At 41.2% G+C, this 14,311-nt stretch carries 13 protein-coding genes and 1 pseudogene; 1 reads left to right on the forward strand and 13 read right to left on the reverse strand.

Annotated elements, in window-relative coordinates; all coding sequences use genetic code 11:
- Positions 1 to 252: 252 nt before the first annotated feature.
- From ACRCJ0_RS04935 to ACRCJ0_RS04980, 10 genes and pseudogenes are all read right to left on the reverse strand, one after another.
- Positions 253 to 771, reverse strand: a pseudogene (locus tag ACRCJ0_RS04935) (DUF2179 domain-containing protein); the annotation flags it as partial.
- A gap of 27 nt (positions 772 to 798) precedes the next feature.
- On the reverse strand, positions 799 to 1,464 hold the full coding sequence (locus tag ACRCJ0_RS04940) for an ABC transporter permease (RefSeq protein ID WP_290490651.1): 666 nt from the start codon (positions 1,462 to 1,464) through the stop codon (positions 799 to 801).
- Complete coding sequence (locus ACRCJ0_RS04945) at positions 1,464 to 2,447, reverse strand: osmoprotectant ABC transporter substrate-binding protein (protein ID WP_417894021.1); 984 nt, start codon at positions 2,445 to 2,447, stop codon at positions 1,464 to 1,466. The genes ACRCJ0_RS04940 and ACRCJ0_RS04945 overlap by 1 nt, the downstream gene beginning before the upstream one ends.
- Positions 2,431 to 3,081, reverse strand: coding sequence for an ABC transporter permease (locus ACRCJ0_RS04950; protein WP_417894020.1), 651 nt, complete (start codon positions 3,079 to 3,081; stop codon positions 2,431 to 2,433). The genes ACRCJ0_RS04945 and ACRCJ0_RS04950 overlap by 17 nt, the downstream gene beginning before the upstream one ends.
- The gene (locus ACRCJ0_RS04955) at positions 3,081 to 4,301 is read right to left on the reverse strand and encodes an ABC transporter ATP-binding protein (RefSeq protein ID WP_417894019.1); all 1,221 of its coding nucleotides are present in this window, start codon (positions 4,299 to 4,301) and stop codon (positions 3,081 to 3,083) included. The genes ACRCJ0_RS04950 and ACRCJ0_RS04955 overlap by 1 nt, the downstream gene beginning before the upstream one ends.
- 301 nt (positions 4,302 to 4,602) lie before the next feature.
- Positions 4,603 to 4,959 (reverse strand): holo-ACP synthase, encoded by a 357-nt coding sequence (acpS, locus tag ACRCJ0_RS04960; RefSeq protein WP_431389677.1) that lies wholly within the window; start codon positions 4,957 to 4,959, stop codon positions 4,603 to 4,605.
- 302 nt (positions 4,960 to 5,261) lie between these two features.
- Positions 5,262 to 6,797 carry a DEAD/DEAH box helicase gene (locus ACRCJ0_RS04965; RefSeq protein WP_431389678.1) on the reverse strand — a complete coding sequence of 512 codons (1,536 nt, stop codon included), beginning with the start codon at positions 6,795 to 6,797 and terminating at the stop codon, positions 5,262 to 5,264.
- 259 nt (positions 6,798 to 7,056) lie between these two features.
- On the reverse strand, positions 7,057 to 8,457 hold the full coding sequence (locus ACRCJ0_RS04970) for a UDP-N-acetylmuramoyl-tripeptide--D-alanyl-D-alanine ligase (RefSeq protein ID WP_431389679.1): 1,401 nt from the start codon (positions 8,455 to 8,457) through the stop codon (positions 7,057 to 7,059).
- 126 nt (positions 8,458 to 8,583) lie between these two features.
- Entirely contained in the window at positions 8,584 to 9,636 is a 1,053-nt protein-coding gene (locus ACRCJ0_RS04975) for a D-alanine--D-alanine ligase family protein (protein ID WP_417894015.1), read from the reverse strand.
- Between the two features lie 46 nt (positions 9,637 to 9,682).
- Positions 9,683 to 10,399 (reverse strand): hypothetical protein, encoded by a 717-nt coding sequence (locus ACRCJ0_RS04980; RefSeq protein WP_417894030.1) that lies wholly within the window; start codon positions 10,397 to 10,399, stop codon positions 9,683 to 9,685.
- A 187-nt stretch (positions 10,400 to 10,586) separates the two neighbouring features.
- Here ACRCJ0_RS04980 and ACRCJ0_RS04985 point away from each other — a divergent pair, with 187 nt between their 5' ends.
- Complete coding sequence (locus ACRCJ0_RS04985) at positions 10,587 to 11,291, forward strand: SMI1/KNR4 family protein (protein ID WP_431387734.1); 705 nt, start codon at positions 10,587 to 10,589, stop codon at positions 11,289 to 11,291.
- A gap of 79 nt (positions 11,292 to 11,370) precedes the next feature.
- Here ACRCJ0_RS04985 and ACRCJ0_RS04990 read toward each other — a convergent pair whose 3' ends face one another.
- The 3 genes from ACRCJ0_RS04990 to cysK form a co-directional block, all read right to left on the reverse strand.
- A complete protein-coding gene (locus ACRCJ0_RS04990; protein ID WP_431387735.1) occupies positions 11,371 to 12,033 on the reverse strand; it encodes a class A sortase in 663 nt (220 codons plus the stop codon).
- Positions 12,034 to 12,627: 594 nt separating this feature from the next.
- Positions 12,628 to 13,191, reverse strand: a complete 564-nt coding sequence (gene epsC / locus ACRCJ0_RS04995; RefSeq protein ID WP_431387739.1) for a serine O-acetyltransferase EpsC — start codon at positions 13,189 to 13,191, stop codon at positions 12,628 to 12,630.
- A complete protein-coding gene (gene cysK / locus ACRCJ0_RS05000; RefSeq protein WP_431387736.1) occupies positions 13,181 to 14,101 on the reverse strand; it encodes a cysteine synthase A in 921 nt (306 codons plus the stop codon). The genes epsC and cysK overlap by 11 nt, the downstream gene beginning before the upstream one ends.
- Positions 14,102 to 14,311: the final 210 nt, after the last annotated feature.

Raw genomic sequence — 14,311 nt, forward strand, 5'->3', positions numbered from 1 at the left:
ATTTAGGTATCAAAAAAAGCAGTGACTGATTTTTGGTCAGTCGCTGCCTTTTTGATACGCTACTTATTCTTTATCTGAGTTTTTATCTGATTCTTGATTTAACTCTTGTTCAAATGAAGGATCTTTTGTTTCTTGGTTGACCTCTTCATCGAATAAGTAACCTGTTTCCTCTACATATTCTTCTCTTGATTCTACTTCCTCAACCACGATATTGTCGTTTTGTTGATCTTTGACTTTAGATCGTTTGATCAAACGCGGGTTTACCCGTTTAGACCAGAAACCGCCATGGATATATTTGGCATCATAAGATAGGTAGAATGCTTTGGGATCAATTTCATCAATAGTCCGGTGCAAATAGACTTCATTTGACCGCGGTGTCAGGATCGTTAAGATCAGCCGATCACCGTCACGGCCGTAACCTACTTGAATGGTTACCCCGTAGCCACGTTCACGTAAGGCGTTAGCTAGGGTATGGTCGTCATTTTGCACGTAAACTTCGACTACTGAGTAGCCCAGTGCGAGTTTGGTTTCAATCATCATTCCGCAATAAATTCCTACACCGAATCCTAATGCGTAGACGATTAGGTAAATCGGATTTGATAGGTATTGCATTACCATGGATAGCCCTAATGTATAAACCGTTACCTCTACAACGGCTATGATTGGCGCAATTTTTTGATAACCGCGCATGGTCAATAGGGTCCGAATGGTATTCAACATGATGTATACCAAGTTGATGAGAAAGATTTGCAGTAGTAAGCTCCAATCCATAGACTCATCCTTTCATTTATTGCTAGATTATTTGGTTGATGACGGGTCCAATCGTTTCTCAATTAGTCCTAACAACCAGTCAGCTAGGATTGACATAAGTGAAATTGGAATCACTGCTGCGATGATGATAGATGTACCCTCTGACGCATTTACACCACGTTGCAACACGTCACCAAGTCCACCGGCACCAACGAATGTACCGATTGTAGAAATCCCGATACCTGTAATAAAGGCATTACGGATACCACCCATGATAACTGACAGTGCTAGTGGCAGTTCAACTTTATAAATCACTTGCCAAGGGGTCATCCCCATCCCCTTACCAACATCTACCATTGTATCATCTACACTGATTACACCAGTATAAGTATTTCGTAGAATTGGTAAGATTGAGTATAAGAAAATGGTAAAGACAACCAAGTTAGGTCCTAGACCCATCACTAACATAACTACTGAAAGTAAAGCTAAGTTCGGCACAGTTTGAATAATGTTGGCTAAACCTAAGATAAAGCCAGACGTTTTACGTTTGTGGGCAATAAAGAAACCTAATGGTACGGCCACCATGATCGCAAAGACTACCCCGTAAGAGGTCATCAATAGTTGGCGGAAGAATTGTGATAATAGATACATCCCATTTTGTTGGAAGTAATACACGATTTGCTCAGATAAGTTTAATTGTGTAACGTCTACCATTACTCTTCACCTCCTAAATTATCTTGCGACACTGGTTCAATATAAGGTTCTGCATCTTCAAAATAGTTGTTCTCTTCTAAAAAGCGTTCTGCAACAATCTGTGGTTCTAATAAATACTGGTCACTTTGGAAGTTTAACTCTTGCATTGTTTCATCCGATATTTTATTAGCTAATTTTTGGAAAATATCATCCAATTCAGGGAACTCTTCGCGCGCTTCATTAGTTGCAACTGGTGCCCCATCATATGGTGGGAAAAGACGTTTGTCATCCTCAAGTACAACTAAGTCTTCGGAAATAATTCGACCATCAGTAGAGTAACCTAATACAACGTCTACTTCACCAGAAGAGACTGCTGAGTAAACTAACCCTATTGTCATTGGGTATAACTCTGAGAAATCAAAATCATAGATTTCTTTAAAGGCTTCATATCCATCACCTTCACGATTTAACCAGGTATTATCTACCCCAACTGAAAACTCATCCGCATATTCTTCCAAGTCAGATACAGTTTCTAAGCCGTACTCTTCTGCATCTTCACGGCGAACCATGAAGGCATATGTGTTAGCAAAACCATAACCTGGTGTATACCAATGCATATCATATTGCGACTCGAATTCTGTAATAACTGTTTCTAAGGCCAAATCTGGATCCGTTTCAGCTTCCATACCCAATTCACCTGTTAGTGAAGTCCCGGTATAGTTTACTGCTGATACGTTGGCGTCCCCTGTTTCAAGCGCTTGGTGGTTCATTGTTGATGACCCTAAGTTAGGAATAATGTTGGTTGGTGTATCAATGTAATGTTGCACCATCCCCTCAACAAGATATCCTAAGATTTGACGTTCAGTTGTTGACCCAGAAACAATGGAAATCCCGTTTTCAGTTGAACCTCCTAATCCAGGTAATGAACAAGCTGTTAAAATAATTGTCGATAAGACAGCAAAAACCGATGTCTTAAGATATTTCATTTTACGCAAGTGATTCATCTCCTTTCTTAGAAGAGGTTGTTGGCGTAACCCATTCCTCTATACGTGCCATCACTAAGTCAACAATGACCGCAAGGATGGTTACAGGAATCGTACCACCTAAAATTAAGTCTGGTCTAAATAGGTTTAATCCATTAAAAATCATATCACCTAGACCACCACCACCGATATAAGAAGCTAGCGTTGTCCATGCGATAACGTAAACAGTTGATAGACGGATACCTGCCATAATAACTGGTACCGCAAGTGGTAGTTGAACTTGGCGAATAATTTGCATCCGTTTCAACCCCATCCCCTTAGCGGCGTCAAGTAAATCTGGGTTTACGTTTGACATCCCTAAGTAGGTATTACGTAGAATTGGTAATAGCGAATAGATAAATAAGGCGACAATTGCCGGCACCTTACCAACACCTAGGAAGGGAATCATTAAAGCTAAAAGCGCTAGCGTTGGAATTGTTTGTAAAACTGACACAATAGCAATCACTACATTAGCTACTTTTGGTACTTGTGAAAGAAAGATACCTAAAGGTACAGCCACAATAACACCTAAACCTAAAGAAATCAGTGACATATAAATATGCTCCCAAAGTAAGCGAATGACTTCACTACCTTGGCTGGCAATAAACTCTTGCATTATTTATCAGCTCCTTCAGTAGTCGCATCAATTGGGTGAACTGCTGTTGATTCTGCATTTTCAAATACGGGTTCATCAGTTAACTTGTCAATTTCTTCCTCGTCACCCCAGATTGAGTTGTAAACAAGGTTTACTAAGGCTGAACGTGTAACCAGTCCAGTCAAACGACCAGCGCGGTCAACCACTGGCATGTTCGGAATACGTCCTTTTAGAATTTGTGTTGTTGTATCTTGCACTAAGGCATCTTCATATACTGGACGTAGGTTTTTATGCATAACGTCAGCTACCGATAAGCTTGTGTTTGCACCACGTGAAACCACGTCGTTTAATGTTAATAGCCCTTTTAAGTGGTGGTCATCATCGATAACAAATAATGAATCGACTTGATTGTCGCGCATAATGGTAATGGCTTTACCTAAAGACATCCCTAAAGTAGCTGTTAACGGTGTAGTAATCATGATTTCTTTTACCGTAATGAAATCAGTTTGCGCTTGCATTAAGCGGTCTTCACCTAAGAAACCACGTACATGTTCATTGGCTGGATTACGTAAGATTTCATCTGGTGTATCGTATTGAATCAAGTCACCTTCATGCCATACCGCAATACGGTCAGCTAAGTTTAGGGCTTCATCCATATCATGGGTTACGAACACGAAGGTTGAACCAAATTCCACTTGTAGTTCTTTTACCAATTCTTGTAATGCGTCACGGGTAATTGGGTCCAAGGCACCAAATGGCTCATCCATCAAAACGATTTTTGGATTGGCTGCTAAGGCACGAATAACCCCGATACGTTGTTGTTGTCCACCTGATAATTCGCTTGGGTAGCGGTCTAAGTATTCTACAGGTAACTCAACTCGGTTCATTAAACGTTCTGCGATATCTCTGTTTTTCTTCTCATCCCATTTAAGTAAACGAGGTACTGTTACGATGTTGTCGTATACAGTCATATGTGGCATTAATCCTGTTTGTTGGATTACATAACCAATTCCGCGGCGTAATTCTACTGGATCTTTTGAAGTTGTTGCTTCGCCGTCAATCAGAATCTCCCCGCCTGATGGATCGTGCATACGGTTAATCATCCGTAGCGCTGTTGTCTTACCAGAACCTGAAGTCCCAATGAAACATACAAACTCACCATCATCAATTGTCAAAGAGGCATCTTTTACAGCGGTTGTGCCCCCTGGATATACCTTTTCGACATTCTTGAATTCTATCATTACTTAATCCTCCTAATTTTTGCCTTTTTATAGAAAAAGTCTCTTTTAACTCTATCAAAATTTGAAAAGATGACCAAATATATATCGATTTATTGGACAAAAAGGCGACAAATCCACTTTTATAAGAAGTTAACTTTGCAATAACATTGTATAAGTTATAAGGAATTGTTCGCCTTTTTAATGACTAAAAATTGAATTTTTAAATATACAATTTTTGTATACTTGAAATGTAAAAATAGTGAAAACTGTTCTATCTAGTATTTATTATGCGAAAAGATGGTTGGGTTTCATCTTTTACTAGTTATGCTTCGATGATGACCGTTGCGGTCGCATAGTGGTCGGTATGGCTGATGGTGATATGAATCAGGCTTGTGACCTTATTACAAATAATGAGGGGTTTACGTTGGTCATCGTTAAAGACTTCAATATCGTGAAAATGCAGCTGACTTGAAATACCTGTTCCGTATGCTTTGGCGAAAGCTTCTTTGGCGGCCCAACGGCCAGCAATAAACTCTATCTGCCGTTTTTCATTATGAATCTCTTGATAAGTGCTCAGTTCTTGATCTGTGAGTAATTTACTGACGAAGCGTGAATTCCCGGCAATCGCCTCCTTAATCCGTGCTGTTTCTACTAAATCTGTTCCTAAACCAATAATCATGGGGCCTCTTCCTATCATCTATTAAATAACTATTTACTTATATTTTAGCGTATTTATTTCAAAACTGCACCTTTGTGATAAGCAAAAAAACAGGCAAATGAAGTTATTTAACCTCACTTACCTGTTTGATTGGGTAGAAAGTCTATAAGGGTTTGGATGCTAGTCTTTTAAACTTTGCACTATCATCGGGCCTCAAACGTCAGACTCGGTCGACGCTTCACAAAATACGCTAAACACTTACAGTGCTTGTTCGGCTTTAGTTCCAGCACGTTACAAGTCTAAACGACTTTTGTCACAGCTTACTAACGAATTTTAAATTCTGCTGATTTGCCTTTTGATTGTTTGTTACCACCGTTTGATTTTTTACGGTCATAGTTGTTACGGTTTTTGTCTTTAGCGTTACCTTTGTAGCCACCTTTTCGGTCACCTTTGTAGCCGCCGCCTTTACCGTTACGGTCACGGTTTCCGCCACCATTATTTTTGCGGTTTGACGCATTACGGTGGAAGTTACGTTTGTTACGGTTTGGTAATGGACGTTCCGGTGTGATTTCTACTTTTACAGAAGAAGGATCTTTCACTAATGAACGAACTAATGCTAAGGCAATTTCGTCTTCAGTATAGTTTTCTGATAAGTAAGTAATCGCATCTTGGTACATGTCTGTATTGTCAACTTCAGTTAACTCTTTAACGATTTCAACTACATTTGCTAATTGGCCACGGAAGGCTTCTTGTGTCGTAGGTGGACGTAGGGCAGACATTTGTTTCTTGGTTAGGTCTTCAATTGTACGTAAGTAAGACATTTCGTTACCTGTAACGAATGTTACTGACATACCTTCTTTACCAGCACGACCTGTACGACCAATACGGTGAACATATGATTCAGGGTCTTGTGGAATATCGAAGTTGTAAACATGTGTTACGCCTGAAATATCTAAACCACGTGCAGCAACGTCTGTCGCTACTAAGATATCTAATTTACCATTTTTGAAGTTACGTAAAACACCTAAACGTTTATCTTGGCTTAAGTCACCGTGGATACCTTCAGCTGAGTAACCACGTTCAATTAATCCACGTGCCACTTCGTCAACGCGACGTTTTGTACGGGCGAAAACGATTGACAATTCAGGATTATGCACATCGATAAAACGTGTTAACAAGTCGAATTTTTCGTAGTCTTTGCAACGTGTGTAATATTGATCAATTAAGTCCGCAGTCATTTGTTTGGTTTTGATATGAACAGTTGCTGGGTCCTTCATGAAGTTATCTGCAATACGTTTGATTTCTTGCGGTACTGTTGCAGAGAAAAGTAGCGTTTGGCGTTCTGTTGGTAATTCACGAATAATTGATTCGATATCTTCAACAAAGCCCATTTTCAACATCTCGTCTGCTTCATCTAATACCAATGTTTCCACATTGTTTAATTTCAAAACACCACGTTTGATAAGGTCTAAGATACGACCTGGTGTCCCAATTACAACTGGTGGGTTTTTCTTCAATAATTTGATTTGGTGTCCGATTGACGCACCACCGTATACAGTTGTTGTATGGATCCCTTTAAATTTACCAAGGCGGTATAATTCTTCACCTGTTTGCACAGCTAATTCACGAGTTGGTTCAATAATTAGGGCTTGTACGCCACCAGTTTCATGTACTTTTTCTAGTAATGGCAAACCAAAAGCGGCTGTTTTACCAGTACCTGTTTGGGCTTGTCCAAAGACATCTTTCCCCTCAAGTGCCATCGGAATCGTTTGTGCTTGGATGGGTGTTGCTTCCTCAAAACCCATCTCTTCGATTGCGCGAAGCAGGGGCTTTGATAGATTCATTTCATTAAATTTCATCTAGTCTCTCCTTTTTCTACTTGAGTGAACTATTTATATCTGTGAAAAAGCTTTCCACATAACAAAAATAGCCGAGTATGCCAAATGCATCAGGCTCGACTATTTCCAACTGATATTGATTACTTTAGTAGCAGAATCTCCGCTACTCCTCTAAACATACTCAAGCTAGGATACTATAGCACATCTAAAGGCGAGGTACAAACGAAAAGCATAAATCTCACTAGAGTTTAATGTTAGTAGTGACGGAGTTTAAGTCCAATTATTCTTCTGGTGAAGCGATTCTTAACGCTTCCACTACCTCAATTAATCCCATCCCATTACTTGCCTTCACTAAGACCTTATCTTCCGGCTGTAAAATGGCTTTAACTTCTTCAATCAAGGCTTCCTTGTCTGACTCAATATAAGTAATTAAATCTGGATGCATCCCCTTTTCAACTAAAGCATCTACTAGTGGGTGGATGCGTGGTCCGTATAAAAAGATATGTTTGAAGGTATTCAGGCCAATAACGGTAGCGATCTCTTTATGCAATTCATCAGAGAAAGTACCCAATTCTAACATGTCTCCTAAGACTAAAATCTTTTGAGACATACCTTTTGAGGCAATAGCTGAGAAGTTACGGATCACAGCTTTCATGGCTGAAGGACTGGCATTATAGGTATCATTCAAGATCTGCGTATCTAAAATCCCACGTTCCCATGAACCCCGGTCGGCTGTAATTGAAAACTCAGATAAATTAGGGCGGACTTGCTCCATGGATAAACCAAATGAGTAGGCAACACCCAAGGCATATAAGGCGTTCTGTACGTTATAACCACCTGATAAAGGAATTTCCATCTTCAATTCTGGTGATAAATTGGTGTAGAAAGTCGATTGGAACTGGTCCATCATTACGTCAAAGGCAAAGATATCTTGATCCTCATTTAAGCCAATTGTTAAGGTCGACTGCGATAAATTGGCCGGCATTTGGTCAACAATTAAAGGCTCGTCGCCTGGGTAAATAAAGGTCCCTTCTTCTTTCAAGCCATCTAAAATTTCCAATTTAGCTTTGGCGATATTTTCCCGTGAACCTAGGAATTCGATGTGGTTTTCCCCAATCATTGTAATAACCACAACATCCGGTTCCGCCAATTTACTTAAGAAGGAAATTTCACCAGCACCTGACATACCCATCTCTAGGACAATAACGTCAGTATCTTCTGGCATATCTAAGATGGTTTTAGGCAGACCAATGTCATTGTTGTAGTTACCATTTGTTTTATGGACTTTTAAGGCCGTCGATAGGGCTGCTGCCGTCATATCTTTGGTCGTTGTTTTCCCAGAAGAACCGGTAATCCCAACCACTTTCGGCTTGATCCATCCTAGGTAAGCCTTGGCAAACGCCTGCATGGCAACCAGGGTATCTTCTACTTGAATAATTGGAAAATCAACAGGCGCTTCATTGGGGTCGTTTGACCATAAGGCCGCAACCGCCCCGTTTTCAATGGCTTTATCAATATAAGAATGGCCATCTGTCGCACCTTTCAAGGGTACAAACAGGGCACCTGGGGTAATTAATCGTGAATCGAATTCGACTGAATCAATTTCTGTAAACCGAGCTGTTGATGTGAAATCAATGGCCTCAACGGCTTTTACGATATCTTTAATTTGTGTGGGTTTCATACTTGCCTCTCTAACTATTAAAGGTCGCTCATTATTACATCCAGCGCCTTAGCTGTATTCGCTTCTGTGATTTAGTGACTATTTAGATTACTTATTTAAGGTATCCTATCAGACTTGCTACAGTGACTAGAGTGACTGCTGAATACTTTGCTTCTTATTATAGCGACTTAACCCTAATTGAATCAATTCTTCTAATAAATCAGCGTAAGATTTACCGCTCGCTTCCCATAAAGCTGGGTACATAGAAAATTGGGTGAAGCCTGGTAAGGTGTTGACCTCGTTAATGTAGATCTCACCAGTTTCCGTTAAGAAAAAGTCCGTCCGCGATAAACCTGACCCGTCTAGGGCTAGGTAAGCCTTACGTGCATAGTCTTGCAATCTTGCCACCGTTGGCTCGTCAATCGCTGCAGGAATGATCATCTCAGTGGTATTGTTCAAGTATTTCTCTTCATAGTTGTAGAAACCTTGCACTTTTGCCAATTCACCAGGTACTGAAACGAAAACTTCGTCGTTCCCCAAGACTGCTAGTTCCACTTCACGCGGATTTTGCACGCTGGTTTCAACTAAAACACGGCGGTCATAACGGAAGGCTAAGGTTAAGGCTGCTAATAATGAAGCATCATCAATCGCTTCAGATACCCCCACACTTGACCCCATATTGGCTGGTTTCACAAATACTGGGTAGGCCAGTTCATTGGTTACTTTTTCAATGGCCACTTCCTGGTTTTTCTCCCAATCGTATGAAGTTAGAGCCACAAATGGCACTTGCGGTAAGCCCGCTTGGTTGAACAAATGTTTTGAGACAATCTTATCCATACCAGCCGCCGAGGCTAAGACGCCTGCCCCAACGTAAGCCACGTTTAAACTTTCGAATAAACCTTGAATGGTCCCGTCTTCCCCGTTTGGTCCGTGTAGTGCTGGGAAAACGATTTGGTCAGTCCCTTCTAGCAAAACGTCAGTAGGCACAATCGCTTGGCCCACTTGGTCTAGCTGGAAATTTGCTTGCGCATCTGGTTTTTCAGTCATGTTCGCACCTTTAAACCAGTGGCCTTGGCGGTCAATATATACCGGTGTTACGCTATGGCGATCGTATTGAATATTTTGCATGATGGCTGTTGCGGTTAAGATAGAAATATCATGCTCCGCACTTTTTCCACCGAATAAAACGATAATTTCCATGAAAATTCCTCCGTCGATTGTCTATCGTATTAAAATCTGTTAGTTTTTAAGCTTGGAAGTCCCAAGTTTCTGTTGTTAAATCATAGGTGAGTCTACCGAATAATAAATGCGAGGCCTTGTCTGTTTCAACAAAACGCGGGTTATCTTCAGCGTGGTATACACGAAATTCACGTTTGTTAACGCCGACATGATCAGCACCTTCAAAGGTAATGACGATACCGTCGTGACTCAACCGAGCTAAGTGGCCTAAAATAGGCTTGGGCGGTATTGGAACTGGCTTGACTGTTTTCACTACCGTCTTCTTGCGGAATAAAAACATGGGCTTTTGCTCCTGTAAGTCTTCCGTCACTTTTTCAGCTAAGACGTAGCCTAGTTGTCTGAAGAAGTCGTGAATGTCTCGGTAGTACATTTTAGTTGTTGGGTATGAATTCGGATAGGTTGAACCGAAAAAGGTAAATCGGTTGCCCAACTTATAGAAAGTCGGCTGGTTCAACGGTGCATCCGTATGGCCTAAAAATAATAGCTCCGCAATTTCCTGGTCAGATAACTGCTGGAATAGGGATTCATATTTAAAATCAATCCATTTGGTTTTGGCTTGGACTTCGTTGGCTTGGCCATCAATAAATTCTCTCACAGCCTCGTGCCCGCTCACTATATGGAAACGGGTAAATTCATCAAAACGACCTAAATGGTTTGGATTCTTGATGAGTAACAAGTTATTTGGTACTGTATTTACCGCACTTGTAAAATATTTCAAACCCACTCCTAATGATTGTACCTGATTCGAGATAGGGTTTGTAAAAATGTATATATAGTCATTTGTCACAGCTGTGCACCTCTTATTCCAGTAAATATTTTATCAAATTACGTTTCAAAACACTATCTTTCGTCAGATAAAAGCTTTAAAATACCAATGATTGATAGTCAAATCTTTAAGGAGGCTTTTCAACATGCACTTGATTGCATCTCCATTGCAAAAACAATTTTACACTTATTTACCTAAATCACCAATATATAAACGGTATTCTATCGCAGATTTACCAATTTCTTATCATAATCTGGTCAACCAACAAAATGGGGGTTATACCTCACACAGTTACGTGGCAAGCAAACGCCCTAGTCGAGACGCTCTTACCGCCGTCTACATCCCTTATATCGCTGGTATGTACGAACAGAAACCAGGCGCTGATTATCACATCCCGTCCATCACTAGGCAAAGGGACTTCGTTCATCGACCTAACATTCCGGATACAGGGATTATCTTTTACGAAGACCACGACCGCGTCGCCTATTTCGACTTTAGTCAAGTCAGCGACAAAGGCGAACCGGCCGTAGCCTATATGGATGTTGGCTTAGGCCAAATCAGCATTTTAGCGCCCGATTTCGAAAGCTTTTTAGACCTATTCGAACACCGGTTTTTAGGACTACCAGCACCAACATTAGTATCCTATCACCGGGTGAATGCGGCCATCTTACGAGCCAATTCATTCGCGGAAATTGCCGATCTACTCGCAGATTACGGCCCCCTTTTAGGTCATGAATGGCAAACTGACTGGCAAAACTTGCTGGCTCATTTCGATACAAAACCCTTCGACCAATTCCAAGCAGCCTTGAACACCTACAGCCAAGGCCACAAATCAATCTTATCCTTATAGGATGCTATTCAAAAACGGCTAACCCTTTCACCTGGGCTAGCCGTTTTTTTGGCTATTATTTTATCATTATTGCCATGCACTACTGAAATAATGCTTGCACTTCAGCAGGTGCCTCACCGAAAGCCACTGTTTCGGTTAAATTCCCTTGGACAATCCACCGTTGGGTCAAATCAGCTGTACACGTCATCAAGGTGATAATAGGATCACCCGTCACTTCTTGTGAAATATATTGCACTTGATCAGGATTTACTGCTTCAACGAAGAAAGTTTCATATACGTAAACGTTGGTCAAATCTGTCAGATAAATTTTATCCCCAACCGTCACTGAATCCGAAATGTTATTCAGTAAGATATCTGTCCCGTAGCCGATATGGTGGCTAGCTAAAGTATAATTCCCTTGGCCCATAACTTGGTCTGGGAACATGGTCCCTGCACCCGACACCATGGCCGCATCAGACAGCCCTTTAATGACTGCGGTATTTAAATTGGCATCCGGAATAGCTACTGCCCCGAGGATATCCAAGTCCGCTTCGCCAGATTCAATATCTGACCGCACTTGGTTGACTTCTGCCGCCGACACATTACGGACCTCATTGAAATCAAACTGGCCATTTGACTGGTCCGACGCGTTTTCTTGAAGCTCTTCTGCCGTATAATTAGCTACCGCTACATCCTGCTGGTTTAAATACACCTGTACCACTGGCCAAGCCTGGTTGAACATAATGACTATCCCGATCCCCAATAATATCAGCCCTAAAAACCGACGAAAGCCCAGTCTTCTCATCCCTAGACACCTACTTCCAATTCGCATTCATTTCTAGGCTCATTATGCCACATTTTCCAACCATCCGCTATCTAGACCTTTGTAACAAATTCAATCCACAGACAAGTTTTTGACTTTCCAACACCTTATTCACACCTTTTGAAAAATAACAGCCTTATTTCTCAAGTTTTCAACCGTTTTTGCACAAGTTTCCCACAACCTGTTGATAAGTATCCAGATATTTACACAGATTTTACACATAAATACCCCCATTTACCCACATACTTATCCACAAATCCACAGGATCATACACAAAACGCAGACAAAAAAGGACACTTTTGCCTTAAAAAGTGTCCTTTTTCCTATTTTACTGTGGATGAAGGCGGTTTTAGCCACACATATCCACTGAATGATGAAACTTATCCCCATTTCAAGCATACCTGTAATATCGGATGCCAAAAGTCAGAAGTCAGAATTATCCGACACTTCCAAAAATACTCCGATTACTTGCAATAATTGTTCGGCTTTTGGTCTAGCACTTCAAATCTTAGTGACTTTTGTCACACCTCTATGTTAAATACTATATTCACCTATTCGGTTCCAATTCTTGTCATGTAAAATAATGCGGGCAGGCACCCCGACGGCCGTCGCATAGGGTGGCACATCATGAATCACAACAGCATTGGCCCCAACTTTGGCATGGTGGCCAACTGTGACATTGCCTAAGACGGTAGCGTTAGCCCCCACTTCAGCGTCATGTTGGATGGTCGGATGGCGTTTTGCCCCTTTGTCATTGCCAGTCCCACCTAAAGTGACCCCGTGATACAACTTGACTCGGTCGCCAACAATAGCCGTTTCCCCAATGACAACGCCCATGCCGTGGTCGATAAAGACGTTTTCCCCAATTTGGGCACCAGGATGGATTTCAATCCCCGTATCCTTTCGGGTGGCTTCTGCCATTTTCCGGGCACCATAATAGTCTTCTTGTAAATAGAGTTCTCGCTCGGCGATATGGCGGACCACTGCCTGAAAACCTGGATATAGAAAGACTTCTTCTAAGGAATGGGGCGCTGGATCATGGTCATAGATATATTGGGCGAAGTCGCGGTGGGCTTCGTTTAATTCATCACTCAGCATGCCCATCACCGAATTGGCCGGTTGATAGGTAACGTTCACCTGAATCTGGTAATACGGTGACAACAACCTTACCTTTACCTAACTCTTTAGCGAGTGCTTTCGCCGCTACATAGTTAGCACCTGAAGAGAAACCAGCGAAAATTCCTTGAGAAGTCGCCAATTCTTTGGCTGCCGCAATCGCATCTTCATTTGAAACAGTCGCTACTTTGTCTAAAATAGATTGATCTAAGACTTTAGGAATAAAGTTGGCACCTAATCCTTGAATCTTATGAGGGCCTGCCTTACCTTCAGTTAATAGCGGTGAATCACTTGGCTCACCACCCCAAATAACAGTAGCTGGATTCTTCTCTTTTAAGACATGACCAACACCTGAAACCGTACCACCAGTACCGATACCAACCACAAAGCCGTCAACATTCGGTAAGTCAGCTAAGATTTCTTTGGCAGTTGTTTCCTCGTGGGCAGTCACATTGGCCTCGTTTGTAAATTGACCAAAGACCACACCATTACGTTCAGCCGCAACTTTTTCAGCGGTTTCACCAGCCAATGCCATACCACCAGACTTATCTGTCAAAATCAGTTCCGCACCGTAAGCTTGGATCAATTGACGACGCTCGATACTCATTGATTCTGGCATCACAATCACGACATTAATGCCTAAAGCCGCACCAACCATAGCTAATCCAACACCCGTATTACCAGAAGTTGACTCAACAATCGTTCCGCCAACGGCTACTTTACCTGAATCCAACAAGTCTTGGACAATGTATTTTACTGGACGGTCTTTTACCGAACCTGATGGATTATTTTTCTCTAATTTGACATAGATATCCGCAGAATCTGCATCTAAACCATTAATTTTAACCAAGGGTGTATAACCAATCGCGTCTACAATATTTTTAAATAACATAAAATTCCCTCCATATATAAGCTATCATCATTTTTTAATTACTTGCTTTCACGCTATACTTTTCTGAATTTCTCAAGAGTTTTCTAACTGAAAGACAAGTGAACTATCTACCCGAATAGTACCTTTTTCATTGCACATAAGCAATTGCTTTGCTCAATTTTTGATGATGAATAATTGAAGGGTTTTGATTGTTTTTACCTATCAAAATAC

It is taken from the genome of Aerococcus sp. L_32 (genome assembly GCF_050689315.1).

What these genes read in the sequence shown, in the direction of transcription:
- ACRCJ0_RS04940 (WP_290490651.1), bottom strand. Translation starts at nt 1,464, where the DNA reads ATGGTAGACGTTACACAATTAAACTTATCTGAGCAAATCGTGTATTAC.
- ACRCJ0_RS04945 (WP_417894021.1), bottom strand. Translation starts at nt 2,447, where the DNA reads ATGAATCACTTGCGTAAAATGAAATATCTTAAGACATCGGTTTTTGCT.
- ACRCJ0_RS04950 (WP_417894020.1), bottom strand. Translation starts at nt 3,081, where the DNA reads ATGCAAGAGTTTATTGCCAGCCAAGGTAGTGAAGTCATTCGCTTACTT.
- ACRCJ0_RS04955 (WP_417894019.1), bottom strand. Translation starts at nt 4,301, where the DNA reads ATGATAGAATTCAAGAATGTCGAAAAGGTATATCCAGGGGGCACAACC.
- acpS (WP_431389677.1), bottom strand. Translation starts at nt 4,959, where the DNA reads ATGATTATTGGTTTAGGAACAGATTTAGTAGAAACAGCACGGATTAAG.
- ACRCJ0_RS04965 (WP_431389678.1), bottom strand. Translation starts at nt 6,797, where the DNA reads ATGAAATTTAATGAAATGAATCTATCAAAGCCCCTGCTTCGCGCAATC.
- ACRCJ0_RS04970 (WP_431389679.1), bottom strand. Translation starts at nt 8,457, where the DNA reads ATGAAACCCACACAAATTAAAGATATCGTAAAAGCCGTTGAGGCCATT.
- ACRCJ0_RS04975 (WP_417894015.1), bottom strand. Translation starts at nt 9,636, where the DNA reads ATGGAAATTATCGTTTTATTCGGTGGAAAAAGTGCGGAGCATGATATT.
- ACRCJ0_RS04985 (WP_431387734.1), top strand. Translation starts at nt 10,587, where the DNA reads ATGCACTTGATTGCATCTCCATTGCAAAAACAATTTTACACTTATTTA.
- epsC (WP_431387739.1), bottom strand. Translation starts at nt 13,191, where the DNA reads ATGCTGAGTGATGAATTAAACGAAGCCCACCGCGACTTCGCCCAATAT.
- cysK (WP_431387736.1), bottom strand. Translation starts at nt 14,101, where the DNA reads ATGTTATTTAAAAATATTGTAGACGCGATTGGTTATACACCCTTGGTT.